General features: G+C 48.1%; 1 protein-coding gene. It reads right to left on the minus strand.

Annotated features, from left to right (window positions below):
- Positions 1 to 342: 342 nt before the first annotated feature.
- A partial coding sequence (locus QMF37_RS18150) for an IS110 family RNA-guided transposase (protein ID WP_283479137.1) occupies positions 343 to 1,672 on the minus strand: 1,330 nt, incomplete at its 5' end.

Raw genomic sequence — 1,672 nt, forward strand, 5'->3', positions numbered from 1 at the left:
GACACAGCGTTTAATGTGAAATAAGTCAAGCGCTAACTATAAGGAATTTTGACAACACAAAACCAAAGATCAACTGGAATAAAATTGAAATCGACAATCACAGAACAGTAATGAAGGCATTTCTCCGCAACGCACAAAGCCTTGTTGTTTGTTTCCACAGGGATACAGCCTACTTAATGCAATCTGAGTACATTTACGTTTTATCCGTATTTGTGGAACAAGACCCATTACGCTGTGTCACGAGGTCATAATGCCTCAGGGGCGTTGATCAATGTGATCTGGCGTTCCGGAAAAATGCCGTTGTTTCTTGGCAAAGCGATCGGTTTGCTTATCTAAAGGCCATTAGGTCAGGACATAACGATTGAAGAACAAGGCTTGTTTTTCTTTGTTCCGCAGCTTACTGGCAATCACGGATTGTAGGCTTTTGCCCCCAGACTCAGGTTGATAGACCTGTTTCTTTTTCATCATGGCGAATGCAAGGCGCAGTAAGCGATTACCTAGGGCGATATAGATTTGACCCATCTTTTTGCCCTTCGCTTTCATTTCTTCCGCCTTTTTCTGCATAGCCGGATTCTGGCCCTTCATGGCTTTGCCGGCCCGGTACACAGCCGCTCGAAAATCAGCCCGTCCTTGTTTGGAAATATGATGGGTGGTCGCTTTCTTACCGCCTGACTGGCGGATGATCGGGTTGGTGCCGGCCATCTTGATGAGCTGTTCGGGTCGGTTGAACAAGGAGAGATCTCCAATTTCAGCTGTCAGTTCACAAGCCGTGGTCACTCCGACGCCTGGGATGCTCAACAGGATTCCTCCGTCTGTTTGGAGAAGCACCCGTTCCATCTCTGCTTTTACCCGCGTCACTTGTGCTGTCTCCATTTCCAGCTCATCGAGCTTCAATCGCAACAGGAGAAGCTCTGCCTGCAGATCAGCTTTGGATTTGGAGACCGATTGACGAGCGAATCGGATCAGGCGCTCAATGGATTGGTCACGCAACTTTAAGTTCTGTTCAATCGAAAGCCGGCGCAATCCCTCTTCCCCTAATTCCAAGATATCCGAAGGATGTGGATAGTGACGCATCAAGTAAAGCGATGACTTGGAGTCGAAAGTCCAGAAAATCTTTAAGGTGACCTGTTCTCCCTCCACTGTTTCCACAACTCCCTGAAACTCCCGGAAGATATGATCCATATAGAGCCGGATATGGTTAACCGTTCGCGAACGGGCATCAATCAATGTCCGGTGCGCCCGTGATAGGGTTTTGAGTTGTTCCAACAACGGAAGGGCCTCCTGGCTTGTCTGACCGCGTCCATGTAGGAGGGATTGAGTGATTGCCATCAAATCCACATTGTCGGTCTTCGTGTAATTCAGCACGGTCTCTCGTTCTTTCGCTGTCGTGGCAGCGTTAATAATCCGGACAATGAATTTCTCCTGTTCACAGAGACGGACCAGATCTTCGTAATAATGCCCGGTCGTCTCGATGCCCACGACCACTTCTTCAAATCCATATCCTTCTCTAGCCTGTTCAATTTCCTTCACCAGTTTTTCAAAACCGGCAGAGGCGGCATTGAATTCAAACGGTTTGACGAGGATATCCCCGTATACATTGCAGATCATCGCGGCGTTCACAAACTTGGCGGCATCAATCGCCACAATACAAATCTTTTCGGCATTTGCCCCT

This window comes from Planococcus sp. S3-L1, from assembly GCF_030063085.1.
GTDB classification, from domain to species: Bacteria; Bacillota; Bacilli; order Bacillales_A; family Planococcaceae; genus Planococcus; species Planococcus kocurii.